This window comes from Devosia geojensis, assembly GCF_000969415.1.
GTDB classification, from domain to species: Bacteria; Pseudomonadota; Alphaproteobacteria; order Rhizobiales; family Devosiaceae; genus Devosia; species Devosia geojensis.
Genome location: NZ_JZEX01000173.1, coordinates 69,083 through 84,297, shown reverse-complemented (window position 1 = coordinate 84,297; position 15,215 = coordinate 69,083). Strand labels below are relative to the sequence as shown.

Genomic DNA, 15,215 nt, shown 5'->3' with positions numbered 1-15,215 from the left:
CCTCGCTCCGCGAAACGGCGATGCCGTCCTCCACTGCCGTTCCGGCCCGGTTGCGACGTCTCTCCTTCTTCCGACTGATCCTCCCGGGTTCGCGGACCTGCGGTCCTGCGCAATCGGACCTCGTGACGGCCGCGATCGGCGCGGCCTCGAATGGAGGCTCTGATGATGAACAGGAAAGACAAGAAACCCCGCGTCGACATCTACGCGAAGATCACCGACCACATCGTCGCGGACCTGGAGAAAGGTGTTCGCCCATGGGTAAGGCCCTGGAGTGCTGCCAACACTGCCGGCCGCATCACGCGGCCGCTACGGCACAATGGAACACCCTACCAAGGCATCAATATCATCCCGCTCTGGTCGGAGGCGCTCGCCCGCGGCTTCGCCTCGCCCATCTGGATGACGTTCAAGCAATCGGTCGAGCTGGGCGGTCATGTCCGCAAGGGCGAGACCGGCTCGACCGTCGTCTATGCCAGCCAGTTCACCAGGACCGAGACCGACGAGCGCGGCGACGAGGTCGAGCGCGGGATCCCGTTCCTCAAGGCCTATTCGGTCTTCAATGTCGACCAGATCGAGGGATTGCCGGACCACTATTATGGCGCGCCGCCGCCGGCGATCGATCCCGTCACGCGCATCGCCCATGCTGATGCGTTTTTCGACGCGACCGGCGCCAGGGTCGTCTATGGCGGCACGAAGGCGTTCTACGCGCCCTCGTCCGACCACATCCAGCTCCCGGTCTTCGAGAGCTTCCGCGACGCGGAATCCTTCGTTGCCGTCAGGGCGCACGAGACCATCCACTGGACGGCTCCCGCCCACCGCGTCAACCGCGATCTCAGCCGCTACCACAAGGATCGGAGCGATCTCAGCCGCGAGGAGCTAATCGCGGAACTGGGATCGGTGTTCCTCTGCGCCGACCTCGGCATCGTGCCGGAGCTCGAGCCGCGGCCCGACCACGCCAGTTACCTCGCTTCCTGGCTCGAGGTGCTCTCCAACGAGAAGCGCTTCATCTTCTCGGCCGCCGCGCATGCGCAACGCGCCGTCACCTACCTGCACGATCTTCAGCCGGCGGCCAGGGTCGCGAAGGCGGCCTGATGCAAAACTCGACCGTTGCCGGTGGGAACTCTGTGGTGGCCGGTCAATGACGGGTGGCCGGGCGGGGATGGCGTTTCTCGCCGCATGGGGATCCGGGAGGTGATGCCGATGAAGGGACGCCCGTCTTCATTCCGACCGTTCCTGCGACGGGCACGTCCATCTGCGTCCTCGATGTGGCTGGTCTGACCGAAGGCCGATCTCGCTGCGCTCGGTCTCGCTCTTATCCCGCAACCGCCGGTCGCGGCTTTCTTCCCCTGGCCAATCCACCCCACGCGACAAGTCGCGCGGGGCCCCGGATTTCGCGGCCATTCCTCGCGAGGCAAGAAAGTCTCTCCCGGCAGCCCTCCACTGACGTTCCGGCCCCTTCGGGGTGCGGGTCGATCGCCTCCGGTCTGTCGACCGCCATCGAGGTCGCGATGGTCGCGACCCGAGAAACCCAAGGAATGAGACACATGGCTACCATCGGCACCTTCACCTCCACCGGCACCGGCTTTTCCGGCGCCATCAAGACCCTCAACCTCAACGTCAAGGCCAAGCTGGTCCGCGTCGACAACCCCTCCGACAAAGGCCCGCACTTCCGCATCTTCGCGGCAGCGAATGTCGAACTGGGCGCCGCCTGGCAGAAGACCTCCAGCGAGGGCCGCGATTACCTCTCAGTCAAGCTGGACGATCCGAGCTTCCCCGCTCCGATCTACGCCACCCTGATTGAGGTCGACGGCGAAGAAGGCCTGCAGCTGATCTGGTCCCGACCGAACCGGGACTGATCGCCACCAGCACAAGGCCCCGCCCGCGGCGGGGCCTTTAGCGTGTCCGAAGCGATGGCCGACCTTGGCAGCGAAAGACCGCGCAGACCGGCTTTCGAGCCAAATTTCAGCTATAAAGCAAGTTCTAGGAGGCTGAAGCATGACCGTAACGCTATTGGAAAGTCCCCTTGTCGCGGATCGAGCTCATGCGTTGCGGCTTGCCAAACAGGTCATCAAGACCCTCGACCAGAAGCCGCTTGAGCCCATCATTGCGGCGATGCTGACTGAGGGGCACAAGGCCGCGCTTTCGGCAATGGCCGTGTCCCGGGATGAGCCGAACCTGCTCGAGCAGTTCCTTGTCCTGTGTGAAGAGGCCAGCCTGTTGAGTGGTGAGGATTGCGATCAGCTGGGCGATGCCTATGTCGATGCAAGACGTGCCCGTGCCGCGTGATGAGTGACCCTTTACCTGGGCACTAGAGTCCTCATGATCGTTTCAACGTTCGGGATCAGGCCAATCTCACAGCAAGGAGCGTCGGGTTGCCCGATCGCCGAATGACGTATTCGGGGCCGTTTGAAGACTGGCCGCTTCCCGAGTCCAAAGCGTCGATAGCTGCCGTTTAGGCCAGGCTGTCCCAGCGCGCTTGTTGACCCATTCTCGCTGTTGAGGCGGTATGACGAGGTCCCAAAAACGTGGCAACCGAGTTTGCGTTAGGTCATCGACCTAGGTCGACGCCACCATTGGCTCCCGGACTGTTCCGCAACGCAGCCGGCGCGACTCCATGCGAGCGCTGGTTCTACCGGATGTCACGCTAGCAGCGATGTCCCCGACATCTCCTGCGGCTTCTTCAGATCCATCAGCTGGATCAATGTCGGAGCCACGTCTGCCAAGCGGCCGCTGCGAAGCGACCGATGAGTGGTGTTATAGAGTATGGCCGGGACCGGATTAGTGGTGTGCGCAGTGTGGGGCCCGCCGGTGAGGGGATCACGCATCTGCTCGCAATTGCCATGATCGGCCGTCACCATCAGCACCCCATTGGCCGAATGGATCGCCTCCGCAATTCGCCCGAGTTGAAGATCGACCGCTTCGACCGCGGCGATTGCTGCCTCAAGATTGCCAGTGTGGCCGACCATGTCGGGGTTGGCGAAATTGACGATGATCAGATCGTAGCGTTTCGAGCCGATTGCCTCGACGGCACGATCGCCGACCATCGGGGCGGACATTTCAGGCTGCAGGTCATAGGTGGCGACTTTGGGCGAGTCGACAATGGTCCTCTCCTCGCCGACAAATGGCTCTTCCCTACCGCCGTTGAAGAAATAGGTGACGTGCGGATATTTCTCTGACTCGGCAAGTCGCAATTGCCTGCTTCCGCCGAGCGCCACGGTCTCGCCCAGTCCGTTGGCAATGGTTTGCGGCGCTAACAGCGGCTTCAGCCATGGGTCAAATTCATCCCCATAGTGCGTCATGCTGACGGCTGCCGATAGTTGCGGCGCCTGGCGCGTGAACCCGTCGAAATCAGGAAGGAGCAGCGCGGCCATCAACTGCTTGACACGATCTGCGCGGAAGTTGAAGCAAAGGACGGCGTCCCCGTCCTTGATGCCACCGAATTTACCGATAACCGACGCAGGCACAAACTCGTCGGTGACAGAGTTCGCATAGGCCGCGTCAACGGCTTCCTGCGCCGTAGCGCTATTCTGCCCACGGCCCGTGACGATCGCGTCATAAGCTTGCTGTAGCCGCTCCCAACGCTGGTCACGGTCCATTACCCAATAGCGGCCGGTCACTGTGGCGATATCTACGCCGGGTGGCAGGGCGGCGTCGATCTCGGCCAAATAGCCTGCTGCAGCCTCGGGCGGGGTATCGCGCCCGTCCGTAAAGGCGTGAATCACCGTTGGAACGCCGGATTGCTGCAATACTCGGGCAAGGGCCACTGCATGGTCCTGATGCGAATGCACGCCGCCGGGCGAAACCAGCCCCATCAGATGACAGGTCCCGCCGCTTGCCTTGAGCGCCGCTGGCAGCCCCGAGGCCATGACGGCGCCCGCCAGCGTTCCGTCCTCAATTGCCTTTGTGATGCGGACCAGATCCTGCAGGACGACTCGGCCTGCTCCGATGTTGAGGTGGCCGACTTCGGAATTGCCCATCTGGCCATCCAGAAGCCCGACATCCAGGCCAGATGTTGCAAGGAAACTGCGCGGACAGCTTTCCCACAGGCGATCAAAATGTGGTGTGTGGGCAAGCCGCACCGCGTTGTCGGCGCTCTCTTCACGCCAGCCCCAGCCATCGAGGATAGCTAGCATTACTGGCTTAGGAGCTACGTTCAATTCTCCCGGCACCCAAAGACCTCGCTCTGTTGATTGGCTATTGTCGCCCACCATATTGCAGCGACCGAACAAGGAAATTTGCTGCAAACGCGCCTGCCGCCAGTGTCACCGTACCTCCACCATTTCGTCTATCGCCAGGCGCTTTCGTTCTTGCTTTCGTAGTCGCTAAACGCCTTCTTGATGCCGCCCAATACCTCGGCCGACGTCTCGAACATGGCTTTGAGCTGCGGCTCATCAACCTTCTCAATGTCCTGGCGCAGGTGGTCCATCAGCTCCTGAAGGCGCTGCTGCATCTGTTGGGTGTGGTGGCGTGGATCGCGGTCTGTTTCGCTGGCCATGAAAGCCTCCTATGATTGCCGTGGACTCATCGCGCGATGAGTTGTCAGGATAACAACCTCTTCGTACAATCGGTTCCCGATATCGAGATTCGATTGTGTGGAACTCAATGCGATTGCAGCATGGAACACCAGGAACTGCTGGCAGGCTTCATCCGGATGCATATCCTGCATCATGCGGCGGAAGGGGATCTCTATGGTCACTGGATGATCGAGGAACTCGCCCATCACGGCTACAAAATCAGCCCGGGCACGCTTTATCCAATGCTGCACGCAATGGAGCGCAAGGGGTATCTCACGTCCAGGAGCGAGCGGGTCGGGCGGTCCGTGCGGCGGGTCTATCGCGCAACACCTTACGGCATCGAGGGCCTGCAAGCAGCTCGCGACAAGATCGGGGAGCTGTTTCATGAGGTCGGCAGTAGCAAATCCTGACACCACGGAAGGTACGTCCCGTGGCTCAGCAGGAGAGGTCTTTCGCGTTTTCCTGAAGCTGGGATTGACGTCGTTTGGTGGACCCATAGCCCATCTGGGTTACTTTCGCGACGAGCTGGTCACCCGGCGCAAATGGATCAGCGAGGAAGGCTATGCCGACCTCGTGGCGCTCTGCCAGTTCCTGCCTGGGCCGGCATCAAGCCAGGTAGGCTTTTCCCTGGGCCTGCTGCGGGGTGGACCGCTGGGCGCCTTGGCGGCCTGGTCAGCGTTCACCCTGCCTTCGGCTTTGCTCCTGCTGTTCTTTGCTTTTGGGGCAAGCTGGTTCGAAGGCAAGGTCGGCGCGGGCATTCTCCACGGCCTCAAACTGGTGGCTGTTGCCGTCGTGGCCCAGGCCGTCTGGGGCATGGCCAGGACCCTGGCTCCTGACCGCGAGCGGGCCGGCATCGCCCTGTTCGCCGTTCTGCTGGTCATCTTTGTCAGCGGATCCATCGGCCAGGTTGCGGCGATTGTCGGGGGTGGTCTCCTGGGGCTGTGGCTCTGCAGGGGGATGCCACCCAACCCAGTTGGTCACCCTGCATTCGGTGTGCCCAAGGCAGTGGGATGGTCGGCGCTTGCTGTGTTCTTCATCCTGCTGGTCGGGCTTCCGGTCGTCGAGGCTCTTGCATCCTCGCAATCCCTATCCCTCTTCGACGCCTTCTATCGGGCCGGCGCACTGGTGTTTGGTGGTGGCCACGTGGTCTTGCCGCTCCTCGAAACCGAAGTGGTGCGAACCGGCTGGGTGTCGAGCGATGCCTTCCTGGCCGGATATGGCGCGGCCCAGGCCGCTCCGGGTCCGCTCTTCACCTTCGCCGCCTATCTCGGCGCGGTAATGCAACCTGAGCCCGCGGGCCCAATGGGCGCTGCTATAGCCTTGGTGGCGGTGTTCCTCCCGGGTCTATTGCTGGTGGTCGGTGCCCTGCCGTTCTGGGATGCATTCCGCACCAGGCCAGTCGCGCAAGCGGCGATGCGCGGTGCCAATGCCGCGGTCGTTGGCGTCCTGGGAGCAGCTCTTTACAATCCGGTCTGGACCAGCGCCGTGCTCACACCCGCCGACTTTGCTCTGGCCCTTGCCGGCTTCCTGCTGCTGACTGTGTGGAAAACCGCCCCGTGGATTGTGGTTGTTTTGCTCGGCCTAGGTGGAGCGCTGCTTACGCTGATCTGAGGGCCGATCGACGGAAGAACCGGGCCGGGGCAAACCGTGTTCGCCTCGGCCGCAGGCGGCCAAAATCATCATAGCGGAACATCAGGCCACGACGGGCGAAGACATGCGCAAGCCAATATGTGAAGGCCGCGCCAACCGCCCAACCCATCAGCGTGTCGCTCATCCAATGCATGCCGACCAGTTGCCGGGACACGCAGATAAGAACGCCTGCGGTGACGAAGAGCGCCCGAAGGCGCGGAAAAACCAGCGCCAATGAAAGTGCCATTGCCGCAGCCGTTGCCGAATGCCCGGAGGGAAGTGCGGCGAAGTCGGAGTGCATCGCAAAGGGCTGGAATGAAAGGTAGCCTTCGCTGTCCAATAGGACCGGACGAGCCCGGCCTATTGCATATTTGAGCACCAGCGCCAGTAGGCCGCCACCCGCCACCGAGAGAAATATGAAAGCCGCCCCAGCGGTAACGGCGTTCAGTCCTGCTTTCACACGGCGTCTCAGAGAGATCACCGGGACCAGCGCGCTCAACAGGAGCAAGAGTCCGGTGGTGACCAACACCTCGACACCCTCGCCGAGGTCAGTGACGAAGTGTGCGATGGGCAGCAGGTCTTCTGGAAAGGACTGCATCCAGATACCGAGGGTGTAGTCACTTCCGGCCATCATGGCTGCAGCCGGCAGCGCCAGTAAAACGACTATAGGCCAGGGCCGTTCAAATAAGGCTCGGCCCGCTTTCGGCGGCATGGCCGGAGTGGCAAATAGCCTTTGGAAGCCAGCTCGGATACGACCGCTTCCACGGCTCTGCACCAATTCCATAGTCACCCTCCGTGGATATCAATCTGCGTGATAGCCGACCCTTGCGCCGGACCCAACATACCCATCAACAAATTGAAAGAGTGGTGCAGTGCGTTTGGACCCAGGTCCCCCTCGAAGTGCTACCGCGGGGAGACCCGTCATCTCATATCCCTGTTCGGACAACGGTCCCTTCTGGAATGTGAACTGCCAAGACCAAGCGCATAGCGGCAGGGCAAAGTGCGCGACTAAAAAACTAGGACCTTGTCGGCGGTCATTGATGCCGCCGCCAAGGCATCCATGGTGCTTCTGGCCGCTCCGTCGACGACATCGGCCTGAGCGAGACCCCTTGCGTCCAAGCAGCGCACAGCAGAACCTGTCCTTTGGCCGCCAGGACGCGCCAGCGAACAGCACATATTTGGCGCCGCTCGCCTCCGCCAGGATACGACCGGACGAGATGTGGTCGGCATGGATATGCGTATCGATCACGTAGAGTATCTTCATGCCGGTGGTGGCGGCAGCTTCGAGATAAGGCTCGACGGGGCCGATTGGATCGATCACCGCCGCTGATGCCTTGCCGCCGCAGCCCAGAAGATAGGACGCCCCTACGGGATCGAAGTGTAGAAACTGGCGCAGGATCATGATGGCACTCCGTTGGATCAACCCTTGTGGATGGGTCTGTGTTGGTATATTCAATATTTCAATTGAATGATTGAGCAATGATCTGATGTCAAGTCCTTCACCGAAGCTCGCCCTGTTTAAGCAGTTCGCCCTGGTCGCCAAGACGCTGGGTCACCCCCAACGGCTCGAGCTGATCGAACAACTCGGCCAGGGGCCGCGCAGCGTCGATCTGCTCGCAGAAAAGCTTGGGGCGCCCATCGCAAATGTCTCGCAGCACCTGCAGACCATGCGGCGGGCGGGGCTGGTCGCAGCGGAGCGGCAGGGAAAGTTCGTGGTCTACAGGCTGGCTGACGACAGTGTCCTGGCGGCCATGAAGGCGATCCGGCGGGTGGCAGAGAACAATCTGGCCGAAGTGGACAAGATTGTCCGGGGCTATTTCGAAGAGCGCGATAGCCTCGAGCCGGTCACCCGCGAGGAGCTGAGCGGTCGCCTGCGCGACGGTATGGTCACCGTGCTCGACGTCCGTCCTGCCGACGAATTCGCGCTGGGCCATGTGCCCGGAGCGTTGAACGTGCCGCTCTCCGAACTCGACGCCCGCCTGGCGACGCTCGACCCCGAAAAGGACATCGTCGCCTACTGCCGTGGAGCATACTGCGTCATGTCTTTTGAGGCTGTGTCGCGCCTTCGGGCACAAGGGTTCAGTGCCCGGCGCCTTGAAGACGGCATGCCCGAATGGGTGGCGGCGGGCAATGCCGTCGCGTCGTCATAGTTGGGACCGAGGAACCGCAACCATGCAGCCCATGCACCGACAAGTCTTCCTGCTGGCAACCGCGCAGGCCCTGTTCCAGATCGTCTCCGTCCTGGTGATGACCATCGGCGGCCTTGCTGGCAGCATTCTGGCGCCATCGCCCGAACTCGCCACCGCTCCCATCGCAGCCATGTTCCTGGGCACGGCGGTATCGACCGTTCCCGCCTCGATGTGGATGACACGTGTGGGTCGCAAGATCGGCTTCGTCTCCGGAGCAAGCCTGGGCACATTAGGCGGCCTGCTGGCAGCCGGTGGGATGATGACCTCGTCGATCGCGCTGCTGTGCGCCGGCACGTTCCTGGCGGGATGCTACCAGGGCTTCGCGCAGTTTTATCGTTTCGCTGCCGGTGAAGTGGCGGACGATCGTTTCCGGCCCCGGGCCATCTCGCTTGTGCTTGCTGGCGGAGTGGTTGCAGCCCTGGTCGGTCCGCTGCTGGCCCGGTGGGGCGGCGAACTGATGCAGCCAATGTACACCGCTTCATTTCTGTTCCTAGCGGCAACGTCGGCCATCGCAGTCGGCGTGCTGATGGGGGTGAACGTCCCGAGGACAGTGGATACTGCCGATGAGCGTGCTGCGGTCCGGCCCCTCGGCGATATCGTGCGCCAGCCAACGTATTTGGTAGCCCTCTTCGGCGCGGTCACCGGCTATGGCATCATGATCCTGGCGATGACTGCCACTCCCCTGGCGATGACACACCACGACCACGACCTGACAGCGACTGCGACGGTCATCCAACTCCACGTGCTCGGCATGTTTCTGCCGTCGTTTTTCACCGGATCGTTGATCGCGCGATCCGGTGTCTTGCGGATAATGCTTGCCGGCATCGTCCTGCTCACCGCTCACGTGCTGCTAGCCCTGTCGGGGACCGGGTTCTACAGCTTCACCGCCGCGTTGATCCTTCTCGGCGTGGGCTGGAACTTTCTCTATATCGGTGGCACGAACCTGCTGACCCGGACCTACACGACAGCCGAGAAAGGTAAGGCGCAAGCGACCAACGACCTCACCATCTTTGTCGTGGGGTTGGCGGCATCGCTCAGCGCCGGGGTGCTGCAGAACACCATCGGCTGGCAGGCGTTGAACGTATGGCTTCTGCCCTGGCTGGCTGCGGCGGCGGCAGCGATCCTCTGGCTGCAGATGTCCCCGAGGGGCGCCGCCGTTCGCGCCTGAGCGGGCTCAGCCCCTCGGCGCAAATACAATGATGGCGGCGGCGACCAACGCCAGTGCTCCGCCAATCAGGTCCCAGCGATCCGGGGCATGCCCCTCCCCCAACGACAACCAAAGCAGGGACGGTGGGGGAATGCCGCCTCATCGAGACACTAAGTCCGCATGTTGGGACAATCGCTAATAGGCACGCGCTGCCTGTCGTCGCGGCTGCACTCGCGGACAGACGGCTTCTAGGAGGTCGCCAGGGCCGATCAAGGGGCCTGAATGGGGCGCGATGCCGCTCGGCTGCTGCCGACACCATCTCTGTCGCCAAACAGTTCTCATTTCTCGCTCGGGCAGCTGCCATACGGTGGAGGCGATCTGTGTTTTTGGCTGCTATGCCATGTTGACGATCAGCCCCGGATGTCGGTAATTGCAGCCCATGGGGACTGCGAGCTCCCCACGAGGCGCCAGCTGAAGATCGCGTTCCTGTTCAACCCCGGCGACGGAGGAACGCAAATGCCTGCGCCCAATGCCATTTCATCCGACAAACTCACCCGCATCATCGGAACCCCGCGCGCACCCCACGTGTTCGATGTGCGGTCGGAAGAAGATTTCGCGGCCGATCCCAGGTTGCTCCCCGGTGCCACGCGGGTAGATGACCAGGCCCTTGCCGCCCTTGCGGAACAACTCGGCGGGCAGCCGTCGATCGCAGTTTGTCAGACCGGTCACAGGCGCAGTCAGGGCACTGCCGCCTTGCTTCGCGCCGAAGGTTGCCCGTCCGAATATCTAGAAGGCGGGTTCGAGGCCTGGCGCTCTGCCGGGCAGCCGCTGATCGATCCGGCGAAGCTGCCTGCGCGCGACGCGCAGGGCCGCACCATGTGGGTCACGCGCTCGCGGCCCAAGATCGACCGCATCGCGTGCCCCTGGGTGATCCGTCGCTTTCTCGACCCACGCGCCGTCATCCTGTTCGTGGCGCCCGCCGAGGTGGTGGGTGTCGCCGAACGCTACAATGCGGCGCCCTTCGACATCGAGGATGTGTTCTGGAGCCACCGAGGCGAGCTCTGCACATTCGACGTGATTCTGGCCGAATTTGGCTTGAGCATTCCCGCCCTCGATCGGCTCGCAGCCATCGTGCGCGGGGCCGATACAGCTCGGTTGGATATTGCGCCCGAGGCGGCAGGGCTTCTTGCCGCTTCACTCGGTCTGTCGAGGATGTATTCCGACGATCTGGAACAGCTCGAAGCCGGGATGCTTCTATACGACGCCTTCTATCGATGGGCGCGGGATGCCAGCGACGAGACTCACAACTGGCCATCCAACAAGCCGAAGGCAGAATGATGCAGGACAGGGCGTACCCCACCCTGGCGGAGGCTACCCGTATCTGGGCCCGCATTGGCCTGCTGAGCTTTGGCGGTCCAGCAGGCCAGATCGCGCTCATGCACCGCATCCTCGTCGAAGAGCAGCGCTGGCTGGGTGAGAAACGGTTCCTTCACGCGCTCAACTACTGCATGCTGCTGCCGGGACCGGAAGCCATGCAACTCGCCGTCTATATCGGCTGGCTGATGCATCGCACCCTTGGCGGCATCATCGCGGGCGTCCTCTTCGTGCTGCCCGGCGTCGCGGCGATCATGGCGCTGAGCTGGATCTATGCGCTCTACGGCAATGTCGGCCCGGTCGAGGCGCTGTTCTTCGGGCTCAAGGCCGCGGTGCTGGCCATCGTGGTGCAGGCGGTCATTCGCATCGGCTCGCGTGCGCTCAAGAGCGGGGCGATGGTCGCCATCGCCGCCGCCTCCTTCGTGGCGATCTTCGGTTTCGCCATTCCGTTCCCGCTCATCATCCTCGTTGCAGGCCTGATCGGTTTTTTTGGCGCGCGTGCGGGTCTGCCAGCATTCCATGGTGGCGGCGGACACGGCAAGGTGGGTAGCGTCCAGGTCGATGACGCCGATACCCTGCTGGGCGAAGAGTCGCCGGATCACACGCAGGTCAACCGGGCTTGGGCGTTCCGCATATCGGCAGTGTTCCTCCTGCTCTGGCTGGCTCCTGTCGCCCTGTTGTTCGCCGTGTTCGGTCCGGCCAATGTCTTTGCCCAGATCGCGGGCTTCTTCAGCGTCATGGCTGTGGTGACCTTCGGCGGCGCCTATGCGGTGCTGGCCTATGTCGCCCAAGAGGCGGTGCAGAACTACGGCTGGCTTGCTCCAGGCGAGATGCTGGACGGGCTCGGCATGGCCGAGACCACGCCCGGGCCACTTATCATGGTGACGCAGTTCGTGGGCTTCATGGGAGCCTTTCGCGATGCGGGCAGCATATCACCCTTGATGGCGGGAACGCTGGGCGGGCTGCTGACGACATGGGTGACGTTCACACCCTGCTTCCTCTGGATATTCCTAGGTGCCCCGTTCATCGAGCGCTTGCGAGACAACAAAGTGCTAACAGCAGCCCTGACCGCGATCACGGCCGCCGTCGTGGGTGTCATCCTGAACCTTGCCGTCTGGTTTGGCCTGCACGTCATCTTCGAGGAAGTCAGGACAATCACGACCTTCGTCCTCCATCTCGATGTGCCCGTCTGGTCGTCGATAAATCTGGCGGCTGCGGCACTGGTGCTGGCCGCGCTTGTCGCGGTGTTTCGCTTCAAGATTGGCCCCGCTACTGTGCTGGCAGGCTGCGCGATAGCCGGTCTCGTATTGCACTTCGCTGGGATGGTGTAATTCATGATCCTTGATGATGGGGCATACTGCCTCTGGCTCATTGGGAGCCCTTACATCTGCCTAATCGAAGCGTCCGCCTATTGCCTTTAGGGCTTTCCACCCCATCACCCCGAAACAATGCCGGCGGTCGACCGCGGCAGGAATAATAGCTTACGGGAAACAGAAAACGCGGCGGGAATGACCGTTCTGGGGCGCGTTGCGGAGCGGCAGCTCTCGCTCTCAAAAAAGGCGACATTGGTCCCGCCCACATTGCAGCGCGCCGGTCGGAGTTAGGGAAGCAAGCAGGACAGCGTGCAAGATTACTTTCTTGCAGGAATTCCTATCTTCCGGCTGCAGTGACGCTGGTCACCGAGTGGCAGATCAGCTCGCGCACCTTTACGGTGGCGAAATTCTGCACGGCGCCGCACCGAAAGGCGCAGAGAAAGGCGATCTTTGCGGACCCTTCAAAGCGGCCTACCGGGCCTCGATGGCCCTCTCGGGCTCACTCTCATCCGCCGCCCTATAGCGTCCCCGCGAAGGTAGACCGGCCCCAAGGGCCGGCCGGAGCTTCAGGCCTTCGCAAGCGCCTGCTCGATATCGGCAATGATATCATCAATGTGCTCAATGCCGACCGAAAGGCGAACGAGGTCATCCGAGACGCCTGCACGGGCGAGTTCATCAGGGCCCAACTGCCGATGCGTCGTCGAGGCCGGGTGACAGGCGAGCGACTTCGCGTCTCCGATATTGACCAGGCGCAGGATCGTGTTCAGCGCGTCAATGAACTTGCCGCCGGCTTCCTGCCCACCCTTGATGCCGAAGCTGACAATGCCGGAAGCCTGCCCCTTGGTGATACGCCTGGCGACGTCATGATATTTACTGGTGGGCAGAGCCGCATAGTTGACCCAGCCTACCTTGGGGTGACTTTCGAGAAATTGCGCCACTTTCAGCGCGTTTTCGCAATGGCGTTCCATGCGCAGGCCAAGGGTCTCCAATCCCATGAGGAAGAGGAAGGCGCTATGCGGCGACAGCGCGGCGCCGGTATTGCGAAGCGGCACTACCCGGCAGCGACCGATATAGGCGGCAGCGCCCAGCGCCTCGGTGTAGACCACGCCATGATAGGAGGGGTCCGGTTCGTTCAGCACCGGGAAGCGTGCCTTATTGGCTACCCAGTCGAACTTGCCGCTGTCCACGATGATGCCACCGATCGAATTGCCGTGGCCGCCGATATACTTGGTCAGGGCATGCACGACGATATCGGCACCGAACTCGATAGGCTTGCACAGGAAGGGCGTGGCCACCGTATTGTCAACAATGAGCGGCACGCCGTGGGCGTGAGCCACCTGAGCCAGTCGCTCTATGTCGACCACATTGCCGGCAGGGTTGCCGATAGACTCACAGAACACCGCCTTGGTCTTGTCGTCGATCAGCGCGGCAATGGCGTTGAATTCCCCGGCCGCCGCCATGCGCACCTCGATGCCTTGCCTCGGAAAGCTGTGCATGAACAGGTTATAGGTGCCACCATAGAGCTGGCTGATCGACACGATATTGTCGCCGACGCCCGCAATGGCCTGGATCGAATAGGTGATGGCGGCCATTCCAGAGGCGACGACGAGACCCGCGATCCCGCCCTCCATCTCGGCAACACGCTGCTCGAGCACCGCCGTCGTCGGGTTCATGATGCGGGTGTAGATGTTGCCTGGCACCGCGAGATTGAACAGGTCAGCGCCATGTCTGGTATCATCGAACGTATATGACGTCGTTTGGTAGATGGGTACCGCTGCCGCCTTGGTGGTGGCCTCCGATGTATAGCCATGGTGCAGTGCTAGCGTTTCGAGCTTCATTGGGCTTCCTCATTCTTGAATCGGACTCGCTGGCCCAGTATCCGCATTTCGTCATTGCACGATAGCCGTAAGGTGCAGCCCGCCATTCCTCAGAGCCGAGGCGTGGGTCCGAACTCCAGCAGGCTCGTCGCCCTCAGGGTGTCGCAGTGGCTGCCATAGCTACCGTGCTGGGACTATGGGGACGCGGCTAACGCGCCCCCATAGCTTGTCACCGGGTCGGTGCCGTCTTCCAAAGCGAATAGACGACACCGCTGGCCAAGATCACCGCGGTAATACCGAGTGACCACTCTGCCGGGAATTTATCCCAGCCCAGCAGGTCCGCCAGGAATATCTTGGACCCGATGAACACCAGCAGCACAGCCAGCGCCTGCTTGAGATAGGCAAAGCGATGAATGATGGCGGCCAGCGCGAAGTAGAGCGCGCGCAGGCCAAGGATGGCGAAGATGTTCGACGTATAGACGATGTAAGGATCGGTGGTGATGGCAAAAATTGCCGGCACCGAATCCACGGCAAAGATGACGTCCGCGATCTCGATCATGACCAGCGCCAGAAAGAGCGGCGTCATGTATCGCGCCATGCGGCCGGTCTTGGGGTCGATCTGGTGAACAAAGAAGCGGTCACCTTGCAAGGTCTCAGTGACCCTAAAGCGCCTCTTCATGAACAACAGCACCGGATTTTGGCTCAGGTCCGTCGCTTCGTGTCCAACCATCAGCATCCGGATACCGGTGAAGATCAGGAAGGCGGCGAAGATGTAGAGAATCCAGCCATATTCGGACACCAAAGTGGCACCCAAACCGATCATGATCGCTCGCAGCACGATGACGCCCAATATGCCCCAGAACAGCACGCGATGCTGCAAATGGCGGGGAATGGCGAGATAGCCGAAGATCATCGCAATGACGAAGACATTGTCCATGGCCAGGCTTTTCTCGACCACGAAACCGGTGAGGTATTCGACACCTGACTGGGCGCCCAGTTGCCACCAGACCAAGCCGCCAAAGGCAAGGCCGAGCGCTATATAGAAGCCCGAGAGCAACAGACTCTCGCGCACCTCGATCTCGTGCCCATCCCGATGCAATACGCCAAGGTCAAAGGCCAGAAGGGCAATCACAAGCCCAAGGAAGCCCAGCCACATCCAAAGCGGCTGGCCCAGGAAAAGTCCGGTCAGAAGGTCCATCAGCGCGCCTCCCAGACGAGAGGGCCAAGCTTGCAGC

The 15,215-nt window shown here is 61.9% G+C and carries 16 protein-coding genes; 9 read left to right on the top strand and 7 right to left on the bottom strand.

The genetic code is table 11. The features are described from left to right. Positions 1-165: 165 nt before the first annotated feature. The 3 genes from VE25_RS19365 (at position 166) to VE25_RS19355 (ending at position 2,283) form a co-directional block, all read left to right on the top strand. Complete coding sequence (locus tag VE25_RS19365) at positions 166-1,089, top strand: ArdC family protein (protein WP_046110324.1); 924 nt, start codon at positions 166-168, stop codon at positions 1,087-1,089. Between the two features lie 452 nt (positions 1,090-1,541). After that, positions 1,542-1,853, top strand: a complete 312-nt coding sequence (locus VE25_RS19360) for a DUF736 domain-containing protein (RefSeq protein ID WP_046110305.1) — start codon at positions 1,542-1,544, stop codon at positions 1,851-1,853. 139 nt (positions 1,854-1,992) lie between these two features. Then, the gene (locus tag VE25_RS19355; RefSeq protein WP_046110304.1) at positions 1,993-2,283 is read left to right on the top strand and encodes a hypothetical protein; all 291 of its coding nucleotides are present in this window, start codon (positions 1,993-1,995) and stop codon (positions 2,281-2,283) included. 353 nt (positions 2,284-2,636) lie between these two features. Here VE25_RS19355 and gpmI read toward each other — a convergent pair whose 3' ends face one another. Both gpmI and VE25_RS19345 read right to left on the bottom strand, forming a co-directional pair. Beyond that, positions 2,637-4,130, bottom strand: coding sequence for a 2,3-bisphosphoglycerate-independent phosphoglycerate mutase (gpmI, locus tag VE25_RS19350; protein WP_035086489.1), 1,494 nt, complete (start codon positions 4,128-4,130; stop codon positions 2,637-2,639). A gap of 152 nt (positions 4,131-4,282) precedes the next feature. Beyond that, positions 4,283-4,492: a hypothetical protein gene (locus tag VE25_RS19345; RefSeq protein WP_046110303.1), complete on the bottom strand. Its 210-nt coding sequence runs from the start codon at positions 4,490-4,492 to the stop codon at positions 4,283-4,285. Between the two features lie 120 nt (positions 4,493-4,612). Here VE25_RS19345 and VE25_RS19340 point away from each other — a divergent pair, with 120 nt between their 5' ends. Further along, a complete protein-coding gene (locus VE25_RS19340; RefSeq protein ID WP_035086534.1) occupies positions 4,613-4,921 on the top strand; it encodes a PadR family transcriptional regulator in 309 nt (102 codons plus the stop codon). Further along, positions 4,896-6,122, top strand: a complete 1,227-nt coding sequence (gene chrA, locus VE25_RS19335; RefSeq protein WP_046110302.1) for a chromate efflux transporter — start codon at positions 4,896-4,898, stop codon at positions 6,120-6,122. The genes VE25_RS19340 and chrA (VE25_RS19335) overlap by 26 nt, the downstream gene beginning before the upstream one ends. Here the strand turns inward: chrA (VE25_RS19335) and VE25_RS19330 are convergent. Continuing rightward, entirely contained in the window at positions 6,109-6,924 is an 816-nt protein-coding gene (locus VE25_RS19330) for a phosphatase PAP2 family protein (RefSeq protein ID WP_051961021.1), read from the bottom strand. The two genes, chrA (VE25_RS19335) and VE25_RS19330, sit on opposite strands and share 14 nt — an antisense overlap. Before the next feature lie 18 nt (positions 6,925-6,942). Next, positions 6,943-7,542 (bottom strand): MBL fold metallo-hydrolase, encoded by a 600-nt coding sequence (locus VE25_RS22530; RefSeq protein WP_083989067.1) that lies wholly within the window; start codon positions 7,540-7,542, stop codon positions 6,943-6,945. Between the two features lie 85 nt (positions 7,543-7,627). Between VE25_RS22530 and VE25_RS19325 the strand changes: the two genes are divergently transcribed. Both VE25_RS19325 and VE25_RS19320 read left to right on the top strand, forming a co-directional pair. Beyond that, entirely contained in the window at positions 7,628-8,290 is a 663-nt protein-coding gene (locus tag VE25_RS19325) for an ArsR/SmtB family transcription factor (protein WP_046110301.1), read from the top strand. Between the two features lie 22 nt (positions 8,291-8,312). Continuing rightward, positions 8,313-9,497, top strand: a complete 1,185-nt coding sequence (locus tag VE25_RS19320) for an MFS transporter (RefSeq protein ID WP_052732090.1) — start codon at positions 8,313-8,315, stop codon at positions 9,495-9,497. A 6-nt stretch (positions 9,498-9,503) separates the two neighbouring features. On the opposite strand, the gene VE25_RS22525 is transcribed toward VE25_RS19320, so the two are convergent. After that, positions 9,504-9,605: a hypothetical protein gene (locus VE25_RS22525; RefSeq protein ID WP_439328918.1), complete on the bottom strand. Its 102-nt coding sequence runs from the start codon at positions 9,603-9,605 to the stop codon at positions 9,504-9,506. A 387-nt stretch (positions 9,606-9,992) separates the two neighbouring features. Here VE25_RS22525 and VE25_RS19315 point away from each other — a divergent pair, with 387 nt between their 5' ends. Together VE25_RS19315 and chrA (VE25_RS19310) are read left to right on the top strand one after the other, a co-directional pair. Continuing rightward, entirely contained in the window at positions 9,993-10,814 is an 822-nt protein-coding gene (locus VE25_RS19315; protein WP_046110321.1) for a chromate resistance protein ChrB domain-containing protein, read from the top strand. Next, the gene (gene chrA / locus VE25_RS19310; RefSeq protein WP_052732092.1) at positions 10,814-12,181 is read left to right on the top strand and encodes a chromate efflux transporter; all 1,368 of its coding nucleotides are present in this window, start codon (positions 10,814-10,816) and stop codon (positions 12,179-12,181) included. Before VE25_RS19315 ends, chrA (VE25_RS19310) begins: the two co-directional genes overlap by 1 nt. Positions 12,182-12,729: 548 nt before the next feature. Here chrA (VE25_RS19310) and VE25_RS19305 read toward each other — a convergent pair. Both VE25_RS19305 and VE25_RS19300 read right to left on the bottom strand, forming a co-directional pair. Further along, complete coding sequence (locus VE25_RS19305; protein ID WP_046110299.1) at positions 12,730-14,001, bottom strand: O-acetylhomoserine aminocarboxypropyltransferase/cysteine synthase family protein; 1,272 nt, start codon at positions 13,999-14,001, stop codon at positions 12,730-12,732. Positions 14,002-14,209: 208 nt separating this feature from the next. Continuing rightward, entirely contained in the window at positions 14,210-15,178 is a 969-nt protein-coding gene (locus tag VE25_RS19300; protein ID WP_046110298.1) for a TerC family protein, read from the bottom strand. Positions 15,179-15,215: the final 37 nt, after the last annotated feature.

Excerpts from the sequence above, each read along its gene's own strand:
- VE25_RS19365 (WP_046110324.1), top strand. The coding sequence starts at position 166 with ATGAACAGGAAAGACAAGAAACCCCGCGTCGACATCTACGCGAAGATC.
- VE25_RS19360 (WP_046110305.1), top strand. The coding sequence starts at position 1,542 with ATGGCTACCATCGGCACCTTCACCTCCACCGGCACCGGCTTTTCCGGC.
- VE25_RS19355 (WP_046110304.1), top strand. The coding sequence starts at position 1,993 with ATGACCGTAACGCTATTGGAAAGTCCCCTTGTCGCGGATCGAGCTCAT.
- gpmI (WP_035086489.1), bottom strand. The coding sequence starts at position 4,130 with ATGCTAGCTATCCTCGATGGCTGGGGCTGGCGTGAAGAGAGCGCCGAC.
- VE25_RS19345 (WP_046110303.1), bottom strand. The coding sequence starts at position 4,492 with ATGGCCAGCGAAACAGACCGCGATCCACGCCACCACACCCAACAGATG.
- VE25_RS19340 (WP_035086534.1), top strand. The coding sequence starts at position 4,613 with ATGGAACACCAGGAACTGCTGGCAGGCTTCATCCGGATGCATATCCTG.
- chrA (WP_046110302.1), top strand. The coding sequence starts at position 4,896 with ATGAGGTCGGCAGTAGCAAATCCTGACACCACGGAAGGTACGTCCCGT.
- VE25_RS19330 (WP_051961021.1), bottom strand. The coding sequence starts at position 6,924 with ATGGAATTGGTGCAGAGCCGTGGAAGCGGTCGTATCCGAGCTGGCTTC.
- VE25_RS22530 (WP_083989067.1), bottom strand. The coding sequence starts at position 7,542 with ATGATCCTGCGCCAGTTTCTACACTTCGATCCCGTAGGGGCGTCCTAT.
- VE25_RS19325 (WP_046110301.1), top strand. The coding sequence starts at position 7,628 with ATGTCAAGTCCTTCACCGAAGCTCGCCCTGTTTAAGCAGTTCGCCCTG.
- VE25_RS19320 (WP_052732090.1), top strand. The coding sequence starts at position 8,313 with ATGCAGCCCATGCACCGACAAGTCTTCCTGCTGGCAACCGCGCAGGCC.
- VE25_RS19315 (WP_046110321.1), top strand. The coding sequence starts at position 9,993 with ATGCCTGCGCCCAATGCCATTTCATCCGACAAACTCACCCGCATCATC.
- chrA (WP_052732092.1), top strand. The coding sequence starts at position 10,814 with ATGCAGGACAGGGCGTACCCCACCCTGGCGGAGGCTACCCGTATCTGG.
- VE25_RS19305 (WP_046110299.1), bottom strand. The coding sequence starts at position 14,001 with ATGAAGCTCGAAACGCTAGCACTGCACCATGGCTATACATCGGAGGCC.
- VE25_RS19300 (WP_046110298.1), bottom strand. The coding sequence starts at position 15,178 with ATGGACCTTCTGACCGGACTTTTCCTGGGCCAGCCGCTTTGGATGTGG.